General features: G+C 74.3%; 15 protein-coding genes and 1 pseudogene. 8 read left to right on the top strand and 8 right to left on the bottom strand.

The features are described 5' to 3' along the window. Both F9B16_RS29800 and F9B16_RS29795 read right to left on the bottom strand, forming a co-directional pair. Positions 1-397: pseudogene (locus F9B16_RS29800) on the bottom strand (hypothetical protein); the annotation flags it as partial. 282 nt (positions 398-679) lie between these two features. Further along, entirely contained in the window at positions 680-1,435 is a 756-nt protein-coding gene (locus F9B16_RS29795) for a YwaF family protein (protein ID WP_151543534.1), read from the bottom strand. 85 nt (positions 1,436-1,520) lie between these two features. On the opposite strand from F9B16_RS29795, the gene F9B16_RS29790 reads away from it, so the two are divergent. Further along, positions 1,521-4,136 (top strand): DUF4132 domain-containing protein, encoded by a 2,616-nt coding sequence (locus F9B16_RS29790; protein ID WP_151543533.1) that lies wholly within the window; start codon positions 1,521-1,523, stop codon positions 4,134-4,136. Between the two features lie 19 nt (positions 4,137-4,155). Here F9B16_RS29790 and F9B16_RS29785 read toward each other — a convergent pair whose 3' ends face one another. From F9B16_RS29785 to F9B16_RS29775, 3 genes are read right to left on the bottom strand one after another with little or no spacing between them, the layout of a single operon-like run. Beyond that, positions 4,156-4,992: a crotonase/enoyl-CoA hydratase family protein gene (locus F9B16_RS29785; protein WP_151543532.1), complete on the bottom strand. Its 837-nt coding sequence runs from the start codon at positions 4,990-4,992 to the stop codon at positions 4,156-4,158. Beyond that, positions 4,989-5,654 carry a TetR/AcrR family transcriptional regulator gene (locus F9B16_RS29780; RefSeq protein WP_151543531.1) on the bottom strand — a complete coding sequence of 222 codons (666 nt, stop codon included), beginning with the start codon at positions 5,652-5,654 and terminating at the stop codon, positions 4,989-4,991. Before F9B16_RS29780 ends, F9B16_RS29785 begins: the two co-directional genes overlap by 4 nt. Then, on the bottom strand, positions 5,644-7,155 hold the full coding sequence (locus F9B16_RS29775) for a class I adenylate-forming enzyme family protein (RefSeq protein ID WP_151543530.1): 1,512 nt from the start codon (positions 7,153-7,155) through the stop codon (positions 5,644-5,646). Before F9B16_RS29775 ends, F9B16_RS29780 begins: the two co-directional genes overlap by 11 nt. 137 nt (positions 7,156-7,292) lie before the next feature. Here F9B16_RS29775 and F9B16_RS29770 point away from each other — a divergent pair, with 137 nt between their 5' ends. The 7 genes from F9B16_RS29770 (at position 7,293) to F9B16_RS29740 (ending at position 15,122) form a co-directional block, all read left to right on the top strand. Beyond that, positions 7,293-8,675, top strand: coding sequence for a 4-hydroxyphenylacetate 3-hydroxylase N-terminal domain-containing protein (locus F9B16_RS29770; protein WP_151543529.1), 1,383 nt, complete (start codon positions 7,293-7,295; stop codon positions 8,673-8,675). Continuing rightward, positions 8,672-9,805, top strand: coding sequence for an acyl-CoA dehydrogenase family protein (locus F9B16_RS29765; RefSeq protein ID WP_151543528.1), 1,134 nt, complete (start codon positions 8,672-8,674; stop codon positions 9,803-9,805). The genes F9B16_RS29770 and F9B16_RS29765 overlap by 4 nt, the downstream gene beginning before the upstream one ends. Beyond that, positions 9,802-10,815, top strand: coding sequence for an acyl-CoA dehydrogenase family protein (locus tag F9B16_RS29760; protein WP_151543527.1), 1,014 nt, complete (start codon positions 9,802-9,804; stop codon positions 10,813-10,815). Before F9B16_RS29765 ends, F9B16_RS29760 begins: the two co-directional genes overlap by 4 nt. A 74-nt stretch (positions 10,816-10,889) precedes the next feature. Further along, on the top strand, positions 10,890-11,444 hold the full coding sequence (locus F9B16_RS29755) for a TetR/AcrR family transcriptional regulator (protein ID WP_151543526.1): 555 nt from the start codon (positions 10,890-10,892) through the stop codon (positions 11,442-11,444). A 69-nt stretch (positions 11,445-11,513) separates the two neighbouring features. Next, positions 11,514-13,049 carry an MFS transporter gene (locus F9B16_RS29750; RefSeq protein ID WP_151543525.1) on the top strand — a complete coding sequence of 512 codons (1,536 nt, stop codon included), beginning with the start codon at positions 11,514-11,516 and terminating at the stop codon, positions 13,047-13,049. Between the two features lie 37 nt (positions 13,050-13,086). Then, positions 13,087-13,773 carry a response regulator transcription factor gene (locus F9B16_RS29745; protein WP_151543524.1) on the top strand — a complete coding sequence of 229 codons (687 nt, stop codon included), beginning with the start codon at positions 13,087-13,089 and terminating at the stop codon, positions 13,771-13,773. Between the two features lie 29 nt (positions 13,774-13,802). After that, positions 13,803-15,122 carry a sensor histidine kinase gene (locus tag F9B16_RS29740; RefSeq protein WP_225992052.1) on the top strand — a complete coding sequence of 440 codons (1,320 nt, stop codon included), beginning with the start codon at positions 13,803-13,805 and terminating at the stop codon, positions 15,120-15,122. A gap of 4 nt (positions 15,123-15,126) precedes the next feature. Here the strand turns inward: F9B16_RS29740 and F9B16_RS29735 are convergent, their stop codons facing one another. From F9B16_RS29735 to F9B16_RS29725, 3 genes are all read right to left on the bottom strand, one after another. Next, positions 15,127-17,085 (bottom strand): glycoside hydrolase, encoded by a 1,959-nt coding sequence (locus tag F9B16_RS29735; protein WP_151543523.1) that lies wholly within the window; start codon positions 17,083-17,085, stop codon positions 15,127-15,129. A gap of 94 nt (positions 17,086-17,179) precedes the next feature. After that, on the bottom strand, positions 17,180-17,866 hold the full coding sequence (locus tag F9B16_RS29730) for a glycoside hydrolase family 25 protein (RefSeq protein WP_151543522.1): 687 nt from the start codon (positions 17,864-17,866) through the stop codon (positions 17,180-17,182). After that, positions 17,863-18,507: a CHAP domain-containing protein gene (locus tag F9B16_RS29725; protein ID WP_225992051.1), complete on the bottom strand. Its 645-nt coding sequence runs from the start codon at positions 18,505-18,507 to the stop codon at positions 17,863-17,865. Before F9B16_RS29725 ends, F9B16_RS29730 begins: the two co-directional genes overlap by 4 nt. Between the last annotated feature and the right edge of the window lie 7 nt (positions 18,508-18,514).

The following is an 18,514-nucleotide window of genomic DNA, read 5'->3' as shown; positions in this document are numbered from 1 at the left end:
CCCGCAGCTCGCGGCGGCCGCGGGCGGCCAGGAACGCGAGCTCGCCGAGCCGCCGGCGGACGGCCTCCAGGTCGCGGCCGGCGCCCTGGGCCCGCTGGCGTTCCACGCGGCGGGTCGCGGCGTCGGCCGCCCAGGCGGCGGCGAGCAGGACGGTCACGGCGCCGAGCGCGGCGGCGACCAGGACGATGCGGGTCGGCCGCGGCAGCGCGCCGCCGTCGTACAGCACGGCGACGGCGACGGCCCCGAGGAGGGCGACGACGGCCGCGGGGAGCACGGAGATGGACAGGTGGACGACGCGCATGCCGGTCTGGCGGTGCCTGCCGTAGGCGGGGGTCCTGTCGTAGCGTTGGACGTCCCGGCGATCGGCCCCGGCGGCGGGTTCGAAGAAGTCAGGCATCGGCGTCCTCGGTGCGTCGGACAGTGAAGATCAAAGAACTGAGCAATACGGACTCGTATGCCTACAGCCGTATCTAGGCTGACACAACGCCTCACCGAGGACGCGCGGAATGCCGAGATTCCAGGGATCCGGGCTCGATTTGCTGTAATTAGTCCGCAATGTCCAACTCATCCGTCGGCTACGTTTTGTCGCCACAAAAACGCTATTCAGCGCATCCGGCACGGCGAAAAGGTGCAGAGCAGACCACTTTTGGAATGGTCCAATTCGGACCGGGACCGCGGCTCAGCGGGCGGCCGCGCCGTCCCCGCGCCCGTGCCCGTCCGCGCGCCCGCGCGTCCACGGCCACGTGATGAGCGCCCAGCCGGCCAGGATGATCACGACCTCGGCCAGCACGTACCAGGGCCAGGGCCCGAGCAGGTCCAGCGCCGAGCCCGTCGCGGGCTTGTCGTTGAGGTAGCCGTAGTTCGTCCCGGCGATCTCGTTGAAGGCGAACGCGCCGGCGGCCCACACCACCGTGACCGCGACCGCGAACCGGTAGCAGCGCCAGTCCGGCCGCATCCCCAGCCCCCAGGTCAGGTACACCGCCGCCCACACGATCATCAGGTGCATGCCCCAGAACGCCAGATAATCGATGTCCGGATAGTCGCCGCCGTTGAGCGCCGGCGTGAGGAGCCCCTGCACCGACAGGGTGAGCCCCCAGTAGTACGTCAGCGCGTACCAGCGGCGGCCGAACGTCCACAGCGCGCCGGCCGCGGTCAGCCACGCCACGTCGCACAGTTGCAGGGGCAGCGACCCGCCGAGGTCCCACTCCCGGGGCAGCAGGGTGTGCGCCTGCAGGCCGATCATCACGAACAGGATCGCCAGCGCGTACGCCCGGCCGAACCCCCTCGCCCGTTCCCCCGAGCCCGGCTCCGATCCCGGCGTCCGCTGCGCGCGGCCGAGCGCCACCAGCACGGCGCAGCCGATCGCGAACAGCCCGACGGCCGCCCAGTGGGACGGCCCGTACGCGTGGAAGCGACCGGCTGCGATCAGCGGCATCCGGTGATGCTAGCCGCTGGGACCCCGCCACCGCCCGAGCGGACGGCCGCGAGAGTGTCGGCGGGGGCCGTTAGGTTCCGGGGCCATGATCGAGACGGTGGACATTCCGGTCGAGTGGCGCGAGCACCTTCATCCCCGGCACGGCGGTGTCGCCGGGCCGGAGGTCGTCCCGGACGAGGACGCCGCGCGGCGGGCGCGCGGGTGGGAGCGCGAGGCGCGAGCGATCGCCGAGGAGATGGCGGAGCACGAGCGCACCGACCCGAAGCTCGGGAAGGCCCTGCGCGCCCGGCTGGACGGCGAGGCCGACCCGGCGGGCGCGGCGGCCCTCGCCGCCATCGCGGTGCGGTACCTGGACGACACGGCCGACGGAGCGCCGTTCGTGGACGCCTGGGTACTGGACCATGGGCTCGCGTTCGCCGCGTGCGCGCTTACCGAAGCCTCCTCCATCGCGCTCGGCCCGCCGCCGGAACCGCGGAAGCTCGGCCCCAACGGCGTGATGCGAGTGATCGGCGTCGCCTACAGCCAGGGGAACCCGCCGAAGGGGTGGCGCGGCGAGGTCCGGCGCTCGGGCGGCGGCCAAGCCGGCGCCAGTTGGCGGATCGCCGCGGACGCCGTGGTGAAGCGGCTCCGCGCGCTGCTGGCGGCGGCGCCTGAGGCCGAGTACCGCGACGCCGTCGCGCGTCTGGCGGCGCATCGGGGCGATCCGGTGCGCCGCTCCACGGCGTCCTACCTGGTGCCGAGCGAGGCGGCCTGGATGGACGAGACCCTCGACGATCCGTCCGGTATGAGCGTCCTCGGGCACGAGCACCTGCTGTGCTCGCTTTCCACCGCCGCCCATGCCGACCGGATCGGCTGGATTCCGGTGGTGCCGGACGTGCTCGCGACTCTCCTCGACGGGCTGGGGGCGGACGCCCTCCCGCTGCTCGAGACCGCCCTCGCCTACCGCCACCAGGACCCCGACGAGACGCGCCCGGTCGTGCTGAAGGCGCTGCTCGGGATCGCGGACGAGCGGCTCTTCCCCGTCCTGCTCAGCCGTATGGGGATCAAGGGCGTGCCGGCCGCGTTGCAGGAGGCGGCCGGACGGTATCCGGTGCTGGCGGTCCGGGCGCTGGCGCCGTTCGTGCAGGGGCAGACGGTCCGGAGCCTGCAGGCGGCCGGGCTCGTGCGGAGCCTGCTGCACGCGGAGCCGGAACTGGCGAAGGCGCTTCCGCCAGGGACCGCCGAGGAGCTGCTGCCGCGCCGGTCCGTCCCCGACTGCGACGACCTGCCCGCCGTTCTGGCCGGCCGGCCCGCCCGCAGCGCGAAGACGGACTGGGCCGCCCCGGCCCTGCTCCCGCGGATCCTCACGCGCGACCGTGACCGGGCGCTTCCGGAGGACGCGACGAAGCGCCTACTGGGGCTGCTCGCCAAGAAGGCGCCCGAGGCGGCGGACGTCCGCGGCTTCTGCGACCCGCATTCGCTGGCGGAGTTCTCCTGGGCGGTGTTCCAGCGCTGGTACGCGCTCGGGGCGCCGTCCAAGCACAACTGGGCGCTGGCGCAGCTCGGCGTGATCGGGGACGACACGACGGTGCGCCGGCTCGCGCCGCTGATCAGGCAGTGGCCGGGCGAGGGCGGCACCGGCCGGGCCGTCGCCGCGCTCGACGTGCTGGCCGGGATCGGCTCCGACGTCGCCCTCACGCACCTGTTCGAGCTGACGCGCCGCGGCAGGTACAAGGCGCTCAAGGCCAAGGCGGCGCAGAAGATCGACGAGATCGCCGCCGCGCGCGGGATCACGCCGGACGACCTCGCCGACCGCGCCGTCCCCGACTTCGGCCTGGACGAGCAGGGCACGCTCGTCCTGGACTACGGCCCGCGCCGGTTCACGGTGACCTTCGACCAGCAGCTCGTCCCGCTGGTCGTGGAGGCGAACGGCAAGGTCCGCAAGAGCGCGCCCAAGCCCGGTCCGAAGGACGATCCGGCGCTCGCCCCGGCGGCGCACGCGCTGTTCACCGGCCTGCGCGCGGACCTGCGGACGATCGCCGACCAGGAGATCAAGCGCCTGGAGAAGGCCATGATCACCCGGCGGAGCTGGACGCCGGACGGCTTCCGCCGCCTGTTCGCCGAGCATCCGCTGCTGCGGCACATCGTCCGACGGCTGGTGTGGATCACCGGTGACGGCACGGCGTTCCGCGTCGCCGAGGACCGCACTTACGCCGACATCAACGACGACGCCTTCACGCCCGCGCCGGACGCCCGGATCAGCATCGCCCACCCGCTGCTGCTGGGTGACGACCTCGATGCCTGGGCGGAACTGTTCGCCGATTACGAGATCCTGCAGCCGTTCGAGCAGCTCGGACGGCCCGTCTACCGGCTCGCGGACGATGAGCGGAGCGCGCGCAGGCTCGCCCGGGTGGAGGGTCTCGTCCTGCCGTATGGCAAGGCGAAGGGTCATTCGCAGGGACGCTGGGAGTCGGTCAACGCCAACGGCGACTTCATGGGCGGGTGGCTCGCCCGGCGCGACCCAGCGGGGCTGTACGTCGTGGCGAGCCTGAGCCCGGGCCTCGGCCACTACATGTACGGCGAGGGCGAGGACCAGAAGGTCACCGCGCTGTGGGCGGGACCGGTGCCGGCCCGCACGCCACAGGGTTCCGTGCCGCTCGGCGACGTCGATCCGGTGACGATGAGCGAGGCCGTCCACGACCTCGTCCGCAGCGCGTCCTGACCCCCGCCCAGGGCAGGGGCTAGGCGGGATCGGTGAAGGCGGGCGGGCGCTTCTCGAAGTAGGCGCGGACGGCCTCGGTCTGGTTCGCGGAGCCGCGGAGCTCGGCCAGGGCGCGGGACTCCTCCATGTACTGGCCGGCGAGGTCGCCGCCGTCGCCGGCGCGGTTGAGCAGGCGCTTGGCGGCGCGGATCGCGTCGGGGCTGCTGGCGGCGATCTCGCGGGCCATGTCCAGCGCGGCGGCGCGCGGGTCCGCGGCGGTGCGGGTGGCGAGGCCGAGGCGGACGGCCTCGTCGCCGGTGACCATGCGTCCGGTGAAGGTGAGCTCCTTGGCGACGTCCTCGCCGACGAGCCGCAGCAGCGCCGCCGTGCCGGTCATGTCGGGCACCAGACCCCAGCGGATCTCCAGCACCGACAGCTTCGCGTCCGGCGCGACGATCCGGATGTCGGCGCCGAGCGCGATCTGCAGGCCGCCGCCGAGCGCGTGCCCGTGCACGGCGGCGATCACGGGTTGCGGCAGCTCGCGCCAGCCGTGCACGGCCTGCTGCCCGAGGTTGGTGATGCGGCCAGGCTCGCGCTCCATGACGTCGGCCATGAGGCGCCGGAGCCGGTCGCCGCCGGACGCGGCGGTCGCGTCGCCCGCCATCGCGGCGAAGTTGGCGAAGTCGAGGCCCGCGCAGAACGCGCGCCCCTCCCCCGACAGCACGACGGCCCGCACCGCAGGCTCGGCGGCGACCGCGTCGGCGGTCTCGGCGAGGGCCTCGAAGGTGGCCATGTCGAGCGCGTTCAGCTTGTCCGGGCGGTTGAGGCGGACGTCGGCGACGCCGTCCCGGACGGTCAGCGAGACCCGGTCGGTCATGGGGGCGGTTCCTCTCCGTAGAGGCCGCGCCGCCACAGCGCGGCCAGCGTGGCGACGGCCTCGTCGTCGGTGATGGAGGCGCCCGGGCCGTCGCCGCCCTGCGCGAGCCAGACGAAGCAGAAGTGCTCGAACATGGCGCCGATGGCGGACGCGGCGAGGGCGGGGTCGAGGCCGGCGGCGTGCCCGCTCTCCTGGGCCTGGCGGACGGTCCGCTCGATGATGCGGACGCCGACCATCCGGCTGGCGCGCCAGCGCTCGGCGAACTCCTCGTCCACCATGGCGAGCTGGAACACGCCGACCAGGACGCCGAGGTGCTCCTTGTAGGCGTCCCAGTAGGCGCGGGCCGCGTCCTCGAAGAACGCGGCGCTGCCGTCGGGCGTGCCGGGCGAGTGCAGCAGGACCTCGTGGGAGAAGCCGTCGGCAAGCGCGGCGAGCAACTGCTCCTTGTTGTCGAAGTAGCGGTAGAACGCGGCGGTCGACTTGCCCGCGGCGGCGGCGATGTCGTGCACGGTCGTGCGCAGGAAGCCGCGCTCGGCGATGAGCCTGCGGGCGGCGTCCTCGAACGCGGCGCGGGTCGCGCGGCCCTTCGCGCTCGGCGGTTCCGGCGGGGCGACGGTGCCGGACGCGGGCGCGCGGTCGGTGGTGGTCGTCTCAGGTGACATAACGCGGCTCATCATCCCAGTACGGCTCGCGGACGAGGCGGCGCAGCACCTTCCCCGCCGGGTTGCGGGGCAGTTCGGCGACGAAGTCCACCGACGTCGGGCACTGGTAGTGGGCGAGGCGCGCGCGGGCGTGCGCGATGACCTCCCCGGCCGTCGCGGTGCCGACGACGACGGCCTTGACGGTCTCGCCCCATTTCGGGTGCGGGACGCCGATGACGCACACGTCGGCGACGCCGGGGCAGGACGCGAGGGCGTTCTCGACCTCGGCGGCGTAGACGTTCTCGCCGCCGCTGACGATCATGTCCTTGATCCGGTCGGTGAGGTGCAGGAACCCGTCGGCGTCGAGGAAGCCGGCGTCGCCGGTGCGCAGCCAGCCGCCCGGCGCGTACAGCCCGGCGGTGGCCTCGGGCGCGCGCCAGTAGCCGGGGGTGGTCTGGTCGCCGCGCACCCAGACCTCGCCGGTCTCGCCGGGCGCGCGGTCCCGGTCGCCGCCGGGCTCGACGACGCGGACCTCGATGCCGTCGAAGGGGCGGCCGGCGGTGCGCAGCCGGGTCCCGTCCCGGTGCCCGGCCTCGTCGAGGCGGGTGACGGGCCCGGTCGTCTCGGTCATCCCGTACACCTGGACGAACCCGGCGCCCGGGAACGCGGCCATCGCGCGGCGCAGCACGGGCTCGGCGATGGGCGACGCCCCGTAGACGATGGTGCGCAGGTCGGGCAGGTCGGTGAGGGACGGGTCGTCGAGCAGCATCCGCAGCACGGCGGGGACGAGCAGCGCGGCCGTCACCCGGTGGCGGCGCAGCGCGTCGAGAACGGCGGGCGGGTCGGCCTGCGCGAGCAGCACGAGGTGCGCGCCCTGGTAGGCGGGGACCCAGAGCCAGCCCGCGCCGGCGGCGTGGAACACGGGGGCGCAGTTGAGCAGGACGGCGTCCGGTCCCGCGTAGGGGTAGACGCCGGGCCGGGCGAGGTGGTTGAGGACGGTGAGGTTGGTGGCCATCACGCCCTTGGGCGTCCCGGTCGTCCCGGAGGTGTAGCAGAGCATGGCGAGGTCGTCGGGCTCGGGGACGTCGTCGGGCGGCGGGTCGGCGGGGCCGGGCGGCGGCCAGCCGTCCGCGGGGAGGACCGGGCCCCGGAAACCGGCGGCGCGGGCGGCGGCTTCGGCGGCCTCGGCCTGCTCGGGGGCGGCGACGAGGACGGACGGCTCGGCGTCGGCGAGGATCGCGGCGAGGCCGGCGGCGGGGAGCCGCCAGTTGAGCGCGAGCGATGCGGCGCGCAGCCGGGACGCGCCGTACATGACGGCGGCGAAGGCGATGCCGTTCGGGCCGAGGTAGGCGACGCGGTCGCCGCGGCGGACGCCGTGCCCGCGCAGGTCGGCGGCGGCGCGGTCGGCGAGGGCGTCGAGGTCGGCGTAGGTACGGGTGCGCCCGCCGGTGGTGACGGCCGGGGCGTGCGGCCGGGCGGCGGCCTGGGCGCGGAGCCGGGTCGCGAACGAGTAGCTCTCCACGGATGTGAACGTAACGCCGCGTTCACATCTTGCCAAGACCCTAATTGTGACGTTACGTTCACGAATATCGGCGATCGCGGCCGGTGCCGGGAGGCGCCCGCGATCGGTCCGCCGGAGACGCACCGCGGGAGGCACGCGTGAAGACCGGAGCCGAGTACCGGGAGTCCCTGCGCGACGGGCGCAGGCTGTTCCTGAACGGCCGGAAGGTGAGCGACCTGGAGGACGAGCCGCTGCTCTCGGCCGGGGTGGCGGAGGTGGCCGCCGGCTACGACCGCTACTACCGGCCCGGCGGCGCGGTCGGCCCCTACTTCGCGTTCCCGACCACGGCCGAGGAGCTGCGCGCCCAGCTGCACGAGCTGCTGACCTGGGACATGACGACCGTGACGACCGCGCAGGGCCTGCAGGCGCTGCTGACGGCGGCGGCGCGGATGCGCGCCGACCACCCCGAGTACGCCGCGCGGATCGAGGCGTACTACGACCGGTGCAAGCGGGAGGACGTGCGCGGCGTCCAGGCCATCACCGACGCCAAGGGCCACCGCAGGCTCTCCCCCTCGCAGCAGGACGACCCCGACCTGTACACGCGCATCGTCGAGCGGCGCCCCGACGGCGTGGTGATCCGCGGCGCGAAGATGCACATCACCGCCGCGGCCACGTCGCACGAGCTGGTCGTGATGCCGACGAAGCGGATGAAGCCCGGCGAGGAGGACTGGGCGGTCGCCTGCGCCGTCCCGGCGAACGCGCCCGGCGTGTCGATCATCAACACGACGTACGCGCCGCGCGGCGCCGCGTCCGGGGAGGACGAGCGGTACTGGCCGCACTCCAGCCACCACAACATGCCCGAGGGCTTCCTCGTGTTCGACGACGTGTTCGTGCCGAACGAGCGGGTGTTCCTCGCCGGCGAGGTCGGGCACTCGGCGACGTTCGCGCACGCGCTCGGGCTGTGGGAGCGGCTCGGCGGCACCGCGCACCTGGCCGAGATCGGCGACGTCCTGACCGGGTTCGCGCAGCTCATCGCGGAGGCCAACGGGCTGGACCGGGTGTCGCACATCCGGGAGAAGATCAGCGAGATGGTCATGTACGCGACGCTGGTCCGGGCCGGGCTGGAGGCGGCGATCTCCAACGCGGAGAAGAGCCCCGAGGGCTGGATGTTCCCGAGCGAGCTGTACACCAACGCGGCCAAGCACTTCGGCGCCGCCGAGTTCAGCCGGATGGTCCGCCACCTGCACGACATCGGCGGCGGCGCGATCCTCACCGCGCCGAGCCCGGACGACCTGGCGAGCCCGGAGACGGGCGCCTACGTCCGCAAGTACATGCGCACGATGGAGGGCGTGGACGCCGAGTACCGCAGCCGGCTGTTCCACGCGATCCGCGACTACACCGCCGACACGTTCGGCGGCTGGCAGCACGTGACGATGCTGCAGTCGGGCGGCGGCCTGTACGCGCAGCGGATGGTGTCGAGCAAGCACTACGACATGGCCACGGCGAAGCGGATGGCCTTGGAGATCGCGGGGCTCGCGTGACGGAGTCGCCGGACGCGTTCGAGAAGCGCGCGCGGGCGTTCCTCGACGCGCACCTGCCGCCGCGTCCCGCGCGGACGCCGTCCGACCGGGTCGCGCTGCTGGAGGAGATCGACCCCGAACGCGAGGCCGGGACGCTGCGGGCCGCCAAGCGCTGGCAGGGCCTGCTCTACGACGCGGGCTTCGCCGAACTGGACGGGGAACGCGCCGATGCGTTCGCCGCCTTGCTCTCCCGCTACGATGCGCCCGACCTGCAGCCGCTGCTCGTCGGCCTGCACATCGTCGCGCCCGCGATCCGCGCGCACGGGTCGGACGACCTCAAGCGCCGGTACCTGCGCCCGCTGCTGCGCGGGGAGCTGACCGCCTGCCAGCTGTTCTCCGAGCCCGACGCGGGCTCCGACCTCGCCTCGGTGCGGACGCGCGCCGTCCGCGACGGCGACTCCTGGGTCGTCACCGGGCAGAAGGTGTGGAGTTCCGGCGCGCACCACGCCGACCTGGGCGAGGCGCTCGTCAGGACGGACCCGGACGCGCCGAAGCACAAGGGCCTGACGCTGCTGCTCGTCGACATGCACGCGCCGGGCGTCGAGGTCCGGCCGCTGCGGCAGATGACCGGCGGCGCGTCGTTCAACGAGGTGTTCCTCAGCGAGGTGCGGGTGCCGGACGCCGACCGCATCGGCCCGCTCAACGGAGGCTGGACGGCGGCCATCACCAGCCTGTCCAGCGAGCGGGCCGCGCTCGGGGGCACGGTCGACGCCGTCCCGCCCGACCTGGTGGAGCGGCTCGCCGAGCAGGCGCGCCGCCGGGGTGTGCTCACCCCGGCGGCGCGCGCCCGGCTCGGCCGGCTGGACGCCGCGCTCACCGCCGCCGCGCAGGTGAACCGGAGCGCCGGGCTCGACCCGGCGGCGGCCGCGTCCATCTCCAAGCTGCTGGTCAACCGGGCGCTCGCGCTGGCCGTGGAGGCCGCCTCGGCCGTGCTCGGCCCGTCGCTGGCCGCCGACCTCGGCGACGGCGACCACGCCTGGGCGGAGTTCCTGCTCGGCGCGCCCGCACTGCGGATCGCGGGCGGCACCGACGAGATCCAGCGCACCATCCTGGCCGAACGCCACCTGGGACTGCCGAGGGACCCGCGATGACCGACACCGCTTCGAGCACCGCCGAGCAGGATGCCGTGCGCGCCGAACTGCGCGGTCTCGTGCGCGCGTTCTGCGCCGACCACCTGCCGCTGCCGCAGGTCCGCCGCGCCATCGAGACCGACGGGACGGACACCGGGTACGACCCGGCGCTGTGGCGGCGGTTCGCCGGGCTCGGGCTGGCCGGGCTCGCCGTCCCCGAGGAGTACGGCGGCGCCGGGCAGTCGCTCGCCGAGGCCGCGGTCGTCGCGGAGGAACTGGGCCGCGCGCTCGCGCCGCTCCCCTACCTGTCCACCGTCCTGGCGACGTCCGCCCTGCTCGCGGCGGACGCCGGGGTGCGCGCAGAACATCTGCCGGGCATCGTGGAGGGCGAGCGCACCGCGACGCTCGCGCAAGGCGACGGCGTGCGCGTCGAGGGCGGGCGGCTGACCGGCACCACCGGCCCCGCTCCCGACGCGGCCTCGGCCGACCTCGTGCTCGTCGTCGCGGACGGCGGGCTGTACGTCCCCGAGGCCGCCGAGCGGAGGCCGCTGACCTCGATCGACGGGACGCGGCGGATCGCCGCGCTCGCCTTCGACGGCACCCCCGCGCGGCGGATCGGCGACGCCCCCGACCCGGGGCCGGCGATGATCGTCCTGGCCGCCGAGATGGCAGGGGGCGCGCGGGCCGCGCTGGACATGGCCGTCGCGTACGCGAAGGTCCGCGAGCAGTTCGGCCGTCCCATCGGCGCGAACCAGGCGATCAAGCACCTGTGCGCGGAACTGCTGGTGGACGTCGAAGCGGCGGCGGCGCTCGCGGCGTGGGCGGCGCGCGAGCCGTCCGCGCGCGCGGCGGGCATGGCGCTCGCCTACTGCGGCGACGCGTACGCGCACGTCGCGGCGGAGTGCATCCAGATCCACGGCGGTATCGGTTTCACCTGGGAGCACGACGCCCACCTGTACTACAAGCGCGCCCACGCGTCCCGGTTCCTCCTCGCCGCTCCCGACGCCCTGTACACCGCCCTGATCCCCTGACCGGCGCCCGGCTCGCGGGTGACGCCGACCACTCGTGTGAGACAATGATGTCTCACACGAGGTAGTATCGTCTCATGACGTTCGATCGTGAGCGGGTCCTGGCCGACGCGGCGGAACTGCTGTCGCGCAAGTCCACCGCCACCCAGGACGAGATCGCGCAGGCCGCCGGGATCAGCCGCGCCACCCTCCACCGCCACTTCGCGGGGCGGGACGGCCTCGTCCGCGCGCTCGAGGAGCTCGGCCTGCGCCGCCTGGAGGCGGTGATGGACGAGGCCCGGCCCGACGAGGGCACCGCCACCGACGCGCTGGTCCGGCTGGTCGAGGCCAGCCGCCCGGTCGCGGCCTTCCTCGCCTTCCTCGCGACCGAGAACCAGCTGTTCGAGGGCGAGGCGGTCAACCCGGGCTGGGAACGGCTCGACGCCCGCATCACCGCACTGTTCCGGCGCGGCCAGGAGTCCGGCGAGTTCCGCATCGACCTGTCCCCCGCGTGGCTCACCGAGGCCCTGTACGGGCTCATCGCGTCCGCCGCCTGGACGATCCAGTCCGGCAAGACCGCGCCCCGCGACTACACCGCGATGATCACCGGGTTGCTGCTCGGCGGCGTCGAGCGCCGCACCCCGCACACCTGACCCGCCGCGCCCTTGTGGCCTCCTCTTCGCGACACCCCGTAAGGCAATACCCGTAAGGACAGTGGGACCATGACCACCGCGCCGCCGCACGCGCCCGCACGGCACGACCGCGCCTCCGGCCGCTGGATCTCGCTCGGCGTGCTCGTGCTCGCCGTGCTGCTGGTCGCCGTAGACGCGACCGTGCTGGGGCTCGCCACCCCGTTCATCAGCGAGGACCTCCGGCCGTCCGGCGCCCAGCTGCTGTGGATCGGCGACGTCTACTCCTTCGTCATCGCCGGCCTGCTGGTCTCGATGGGCGGCCTCGGCGACCGGATCGGCCACAAGAGGCTGCTGCTCACCGGCGCCGCCGCGTTCGGCGGCGTCTCGGTGCTCAACGCCTACGCCACCGGCCCCGAGATGCTCATCGCGGCGCGCGCCCTGATGGGCGTGGCGGGCGCGACGCTGATGCCGGCGACGCTGGCGCTGATCCGGAACATCTTCACCGATGCCCGGGAACGTTCCCTCGCCGTCGGGATCTGGGCGTCCAGCTTCTCCGCGGGCGCCGCCGCGGGCCCGCTGGTCGGCGGCCTCCTGCTGGAGCACTTCTGGTGGGGGTCGGTCTTCCTGGTCAACCTGCCGGTGATGGCCGTGCTGGTAGTGGCGGGCGCGCGGCTGCTGCCCGAGTCCAGGGACCCGTCGCCCGGGCCGTGGGACCTGCCGAGCGCCGCGCTCTCCCTCGCCGGCATGATCGGGACGGTCTACGCGATCAAGGAGGCCGCCGCGCACGGGACGACCCCGCGGGCCGGCGCGGCCGCCGTCGCCGGGATCGCCGCGCTCGCCTGGTTCGTGCACCGGCAGCGGACCCTCGACTCGCCGCTGATCGACGTCCGGCTGTTCCGCGACCGCGGCTTCTCCACGGCCGTCGCCGCCGACATGCTCGCCGTGCTCGGGCTGGCCGGGCTGGTGTTCTTCCTGTCCCAGTTCTTCCAGCTCGTCCAGGGCCGCTCGCCGCTCGAGGCGGGCCTGGCCGAGCTCCCCGCCACGATCGGCTCCGTCGTCACCGGGCTGCTCGCCGCGCTGGCCGTCCGGCGCACGTCGGCCCGCACCGTCGTCGCGAGCGGGCTCGCGGCCATGGGCCTCGCGCTGGCGCTGCTCGCTGGCCTGCACGCCGGCACCGGCTACCCGCTGCTGTTCACCGCGCTGCTGCTCGCCGGGGCGGGCGCCGGGTTCGCCTTCGCGACGACGTCCGACATGATCGTCTCGCTGGTGCCGAAGGAGCAGGCCGGCGCCGCGTCCGCGGTCTCCGAGACCGCCTACGAGCTCGGCGCCGCGCTCGGCATCGCGCTGCTCGGCTCGGTCCCCACCGGCGTCTCCCGCGGCTTCGCGCCCCCGGCCGGGGCCCCCGCCGGCGCCGCCGCCGCGGCGCACGACTCCATCGGCGGCGCCGCGCAGGCGGCCGAGGCGCTCGGCGGCCCCGCGGGCCAGGCGCTCCTCACCGCCGCGCGCGACGCGTTCGCCGCGGGGCTGCGCTGCACCGCGGGCGTCGGCGCGGCCGTCCTGCTGGCCACCGCCGTCGCCGCCTGGATCCTCCTCAGGGACCGGCGCCCCGGCACGCCCGCCGACTGACGGCGCCCATCCCGGCGCCGTTGGGTAGGTTCGGCACGTGGGGGACGACGTTCGCGTGCTGGTCGTCGACGACGAGCCGGCGGTACGCGAGTCCGTGGGCGACACGCTCGGCCTGGACGGCTACGAGATCCGGACGGCGCCGGACGGGGCGTCGGCCCTGCGCGAGGCCGCCGCGGCGGCACCGGACGCGATCGTCCTGGACGTCATGATGCCGGGCCTGGACGGCCTCGCCGTCTGCCGGTCGCTGCGGGAGGAGGGCGACCGCACGCCGATCCTGATGCTGACGGCGCGGGACGCGGTGAGCGACCGGGTCGACGGCCTGGACGCGGGCGCCGACGACTACCTCGTCAAGCCGTTCGCCCCGGAGGAGCTGCGGGCGCGCGTGCGGGCGCTGCTGCGCCGCGTCCGCGCGGCGCCGTCCGCCGGGACCCTCGGGTACGCGGGCCTCACCCTGTACCCGGAGGCGCGGCAGGGGCGGGTGGGCGACCGGCTCGTCCAGTTCAGCGAGACCGAGTTCGCGCTGCTGGAACTGCTGGTCCTCAACGCCGGGCAGGTCCTCCCCCGCGAGGTGATCATGGACCGGGTGTGGGGATACGACTTCGGGCCGGAGTCCAACTCCCTGGGCGTCTACATCGGCTACCTGCGCCGCAAGCTGGAGGCCGGCGGCGAACCGCGGCTCGTGCACACCGTCCGGGGCGTCGGCTACGTCCTGAGGTCCGGGTGACCGGCGAGCGGCCCCCGTGGTGGCGGTGCGTGCCGCTGCGCACCCGGATGGCGGTGCTGGCCGCGCTCGCGGTGGCCGTCGCGGTGGCGGGGGCGGCGGTCGTCGGCTATCTCGCCGTCCGGCAGGCGCTGCACGTCGAGCTGGACCGGTCGCTGCAGCGGCAGGCCGCGCAGGTGGCCCGCGACGTGCAGGCACGCGGCTGGACGACGCGGACCGGGACGTGCGCGTGGCTGACGGCGCCGTGCGCGCAGATCGTCCGCGGTGACGGCACCACCGAGCCGGACGAGGCGAACCTGCCGGTGACCCCGCGGGTCGTCCGGGTCGCGAACGGACGGAGCAGGCCGTTCTTCGCCGACGCCACGGCGGGCGGCCTGCCGGTCCGCGTGTACGCCGCCCCGCTCGGGCCGGACGGTTCGCGCCGCGCGCTGCAGGTCGGGACGCGCGCGGACAACACCGACCGCACCCTGGACCGGGTCCGGCTGGCGCTGCTCGCCACCGTGGTCGGCGGCGTGGTCGTGGCGGCGCTGCTGGGACACCTCGTCGCGCGCGGGGCGCTGCGTCCGGTGTCGCGGCTGACGCGGGCCGCCGAGCGGATCGCCGCGACCGGCGACCCCGGCCTGCGGATGTCGGCCGCCGGGTCCGACGAGCTGGCGCGCCTCGCCGCCAGCTTCAACGCGATGCTCGCCGCGCTGGAGGAGTCGGTCACCGCGCAGCGGCGGCTGGTCGCGGACGCCTCGCACGAGCTGCGCACGCCGCTGACCAGCCTGCGCGCCGACATCGAGCTGCTGGACGAGCTGCCGCCGCCGCGCCGCGACCGCGTCCGGCGGCGGCTGCGCGCGCAGCTCGCGGGGCTCGGCGACCTGGTCGGCGACCTCATCGAACTGGCGCGCGGCGACGAGCCCGCCGGCGAGGTCGAGGACGTCCGCCTCGACCTCCTCGCCCGGCACTGCGCGGAGCAGGCGCGGACGCGGTGGCCGGACGTCGGGTTCACCGTGGACGCCGAGCCCGCCGTGGTCGCCGGGAACCCGCGGCGGCTGAGCCGGGCGCTGGCGAACCTGCTGGACAACGCCGCCAAGTTCAGCGGCGGGCGGCCCGTGGAGGTCCGGGTGCGACCGGGTCCGGGAGCGGAGGGCGGCGAGGTCGCGGTGCGCGACCGCGGGCCGGGCATCGACCCCGCCGACCTCCCTCACGTGTTCGACCGCTTCTACCGGTCCGCCGCCGCCCGCGGCCTGCCCGGCTCGGGTCTCGGCCTGGCGATCGTCGCCCAGGTCGCCCGCGAGCACGGCGCGCGAGCGGCGGCGGAGCCCGCCCCCGGAGGCGGCACGGTCGTCCGCCTCGTCTTCGGGTGACCCGTCAGGGGCACAGGGTCCGCGGCGCCTTCCCGTGCACGGTCGCCTGCACGCAGCCCGGCTTGAGCCCCTGGTGGGCCTTCGTGCCGAAGTTCGCGGTCATGGTGAGCGCGCCGTCGCCGAACACGGTCCGCTGGACCTGATGGTCGGAGGTGAGCCACCGGAAGTCCGTCATGGGCCTGGTGGCGGCGATCTGGTGCAGCGGCTGGAAGAACCGCTGCAGGGACGCCATCTCCTTGCCGTGCCGGTCGAGGGTCGTCCCGTCGACGGCGAAGTTCAGCGGGATGTTGTAGAGCATGCTCAGCAGGACCCTGGTCGTCTTGACGTTGGGCAGCTTGTAAAGCGACAGCTCCCAGCGGTCCAGGTTGACGACCGAGTCGTGCAGCACCGTCTCGTACAGCGGCAGCCGGTAGGCCGGGTCGTACATGCTCTTCACCGCGTCGGCGGGCAGGTCGACCGGCTTGAAGAAGAACTTCGGGTCGTTCGCGGGGTAGTAGCCGCCCCAGCTGGCCTTGTCCTTCTGCAGCGGCCACAGGACGTTGAGGCCGTCGGAGGCGGCGCCGTGGTCGAACGCGACGGCCTGGTTCGCCCACCCCGCGGCGTTCTCCGAGCCGAGCACGAGCCCGCCGCCGGACAGCCTGCCCATCCGCTCGACGCGATTGGCGCGGTCCTGGGCCTGCGTCATCGGGTGGGACGGGCTGCGGTCGTCGAACAGCTCACCGGCGGCGTCCACGTCCAGGAAGTAGCTGTTCGCGCCGTTCGCCGTCATCTGCTTGGTCCGCTGCGCCATGTAGTGCTTCGACGGCTCCTGCTGCTCGAGGAACTGGGAGCTGAGGTAGCAGCCGCGATCGCCGAACCCCGTCTCCGGCTTGCCCTGCGCGTCGTGGACGCACCCGTCCGGGTACACGCCGGTGGGCCACGTGGAGGACGGGTTGTCGGCGGTCTTCGGGTCCTGGGCGTTGGCGAACGAGTCGTACGGCCCGACGAGGTAGCCGTTCTTCTTCGCCGCGTCCACCGCGTCCGGCTTCATGGGGTCGGCGCCGGAGTCGTAGCCGAGCCACATCCGGTCCAGCCCGAGCCGCTTCATCTTCTGGACGGACGCCGCCGACCGCGCCGGACCCCACAGGTAGGCGTGGTAGGCGCCGACGAGCCTGCCGACCTGGGGATCGCGCGCGATCTTCTTGCGCAGCGAGCCGAGCTGATGGTGCTGGGCCAGCCAGAGCCGGTAGTCCCGCGCGGACGCCACCGGGGAGGAGTCCCCGAGCGAGAACTCCACGTCGTAGTCCTTGGCCTCGCCGAAGTCGTGCGCGGTCTCGCCGTGCAGGCGCCCCCCGGACGAGACGAACGTCAGCGACGTGCCGATGTCGGTCGGGACGATGTAGGTCGCCGATCGGGAGCCGTCCTGGAACCCCCAGAACGGCATCGTCATCCCGCCGGCCATGGCGATCTCGGAGCCGGCGAACCTCGCCTCGGCGGAGTTCCAGAACGGGTCGTCCACCGGGACGCCGAGGCCCTCGCCCGTCGGGACGGACAGCCGCGACGTCGAGCGGTCCGTGCCCGTCAGCGGCCAGCGCAGGTCACCGGCGCGGTCGGAGTGCAGGTGCATCGCCAGCCGCCCGGCGCGCGCCCGCGCGGTGACGGTGATGCCGCGCGACGGGTACGACCAGCTCGCGGCGCCGTCCTTGTGCGTGATCCGGCTCGGCGTGCCGAGCCCCCGCACGGGCGCGGACAGGGTCAGCGGGGCGCCGCCGGCGGTCCGCGCGGTCACGCCCAGGCCGGCGACGTCCACCCGCGCCGAACCGCCGCGGACCGGGACGACGACCTGCCCGCCCTCGACCTTCACCGGTTCCTTCGCGGCCGCCGGCGCCGCCGCGACGGGCACGCCGCACGCGGTCACCGCCGCGACCGCCCCCGCGGTGATCGCGCCGAGCCCGAGCATCGTTGTCTTGGTTGTCTTGGCCATGCACCCACGGTGGCCGCCCCGCATAAGAGGTTCTTAAGGCCGCACCGGACGGCCGGGCGGGACGGGCGGCGGGGGCCGCCCGTCCCGCGGGCTCTCAGCGGTGAGAGGGGTCGTAGCCGAGGCCGCGGAGCTGGTCCGCGGCGAGCCGGGAGACGTTGTGGTCGTGGTCGGTGGACGCGTACTGGTGGATCGTCCACTGCTTCCACGGGGACGGGGCGGTCACCCGTCCCGGCGCCTTCCCGTAGTGCGCCACCCACAGTGGATAGCCGCCGAGGCCGTCGCCGTGCTCCTGCGCGAACGACCACGAGCTGTAGAAGAACGCCTTCACGCCGGTCTTCTGGTGGACGCGGTCCAGCCAGCGCTTGGCCCACTCGTTGACCTGGTGGCCGGAACGGCCGTCGGTCGTCTCCAGGTCGAGCATGAGCAGGTCGCCGGGCTGCAGGCCGGCCGACGTCACCGCCGACAGGAAGTGGTCGGCCTCCCGCACGGGGTCGTTCTTCGGGTGCCCGTAGTGGTAGGCGCCGCGGACCAGCCCGTTCTGGCGGATCTTCGCCCAGTTCGCGGCGAAGGTCGCGTCATCGCGGCCGGTCCCCTCGGTGGCCTTGGCGATGCCGAACGCGAGGCGGCCGCCGCCCCAGTCGACGCCCCGGTCGTAGGTCGACACGTCCACCCCCTGCGGGAGCGGCGCCGGCGGCGCGGCGGCGTTGGACGGGGCGGCCAGATGGAACAGGGCCCCGCCCGCGATCGCCGAGGTCGCCAGCAGCTTCGCCAGCCGTTTCATCGGCCCTCCCCCCTCGTGGCGCGGCCGTGCTTGAGGAAGACCAGCAGCGAGATCACCAGGAAGGCGACCGCGCCGAAGGCGCCCCAGAGCTCGACGGGGGGACCGTCCGCGGGCGCGGGCCGGGTGTAGGCCATGGCGGCCGTGTCCGCGCCGGTGTGGTCGCCGGACTGCCGCGCGGGCGCGGCGGCCGGCTTGCGGCCGATCGGGACCTTCTCGGGGTGCCCGTAGCCGACGACGCTGTCCTGGTCGCGGACCTTCCGCTTGACGAACTGGCCGTCGACGTTGCCCTCGATGGTGTGGATCCGCCCGCCGTCGACCTTGGTGACGATCCCGACGTGGTCGATGCCGCCGATGCTCTTGCCGCCGGACCAGTCGTAGAAGACCAGCGCGCCGGGCGCGGGCTCGGCGTCGAACGCCTTGTGCTTCTTGAAGAACGCCGCATGGGAGGGCGTGTAGGCGAACTTCCCGACCTGTTTTGCCACGCCCGCCTTGGTCGCTCCCCAGACGAGGAACATGTCGCACCAGGCGGCGTTCGAGAAGTCGTAGGAATGGTCGACGTTCTTGGAGTACCAATCCCCGAACTTGGTGTAGCCGCCTCCCTTCTCCGTGTACCCGAGCTCGGACTCGAGATTCTTGATCATTTCCTGG

Source organism: Actinomadura montaniterrae (assembly GCF_008923365.1).
Taxonomy (GTDB): Bacteria; Actinomycetota; Actinomycetes; order Streptosporangiales; family Streptosporangiaceae; genus Spirillospora; species Spirillospora montaniterrae.
The sequence above is the reverse complement of the archived record's forward strand: the minus strand, read 5'-3'. Positions and strand labels throughout refer to the sequence as shown.

Coding starts and splice junctions, on each gene's coding strand:
- F9B16_RS29785 (WP_151543532.1), bottom strand. CDS start 4,992: ATGACCGACCGGGTCTCGCTGACCGTCCGGGACGGCGTCGCCGACGTC.
- F9B16_RS29755 (WP_151543526.1), top strand. CDS start 10,890: ATGACGTTCGATCGTGAGCGGGTCCTGGCCGACGCGGCGGAACTGCTG.
- F9B16_RS29790 (WP_151543533.1), top strand. CDS start 1,521: ATGATCGAGACGGTGGACATTCCGGTCGAGTGGCGCGAGCACCTTCAT.
- F9B16_RS29750 (WP_151543525.1), top strand. CDS start 11,514: ATGACCACCGCGCCGCCGCACGCGCCCGCACGGCACGACCGCGCCTCC.
- F9B16_RS29725 (WP_225992051.1), bottom strand. CDS start 18,507: ATGATCAAGAATCTCGAGTCCGAGCTCGGGTACACGGAGAAGGGAGGC.
- F9B16_RS29760 (WP_151543527.1), top strand. CDS start 9,802: ATGACCGACACCGCTTCGAGCACCGCCGAGCAGGATGCCGTGCGCGCC.
- F9B16_RS29730 (WP_151543522.1), bottom strand. CDS start 17,866: ATGAAACGGCTGGCGAAGCTGCTGGCGACCTCGGCGATCGCGGGCGGG.
- F9B16_RS29795 (WP_151543534.1), bottom strand. CDS start 1,435: ATGCCGCTGATCGCAGCCGGTCGCTTCCACGCGTACGGGCCGTCCCAC.
- F9B16_RS29735 (WP_151543523.1), bottom strand. CDS start 17,085: ATGGCCAAGACAACCAAGACAACGATGCTCGGGCTCGGCGCGATCACC.
- F9B16_RS29780 (WP_151543531.1), bottom strand. CDS start 5,654: ATGTCACCTGAGACGACCACCACCGACCGCGCGCCCGCGTCCGGCACC.